Source organism: Streptococcus sp. HMSC056C01 (genome assembly GCF_001811305.1).
GTDB lineage: Bacteria > Bacillota > Bacilli > Lactobacillales > Streptococcaceae > Streptococcus.
Map to the genome: position 1 here is coordinate 1 of NZ_KV804202.1, position 263 is coordinate 263.

General features: G+C 46.8%; 1 protein-coding gene. It reads right to left on the bottom strand.

Going from position 1 to position 263, the window contains the following annotated elements; translation table 11 throughout:
* On the bottom strand, positions 1-263 hold a 263-nt coding region (locus HMPREF2795_RS05935; protein WP_148131284.1), incomplete at both ends, for a hypothetical protein.

Sequence of the window (263 nt, forward strand, 5' to 3'; positions counted from 1 at the left end):
ACGCCACTTTGACTACTCAATTCTGGGGTATACTCTGGCAAAGCTTCAGCTACTGTACCTGGGCCATTGACTCCACCTTCAAATGTTGGTTTAGACGGCTCGACTAAAGATTCGCCTGATACACCGCCTGTGAACTCAGTATGTTCCTGTTTCAGAGTATCAACTGGAAATGCACCACCTTCATACTCTGGTAAGGCTTCGGCTACTGTACCTAGGCCATTAACTCCACCTTCAAATGTTGGTTTTGTTGGCTCAACCAAGGA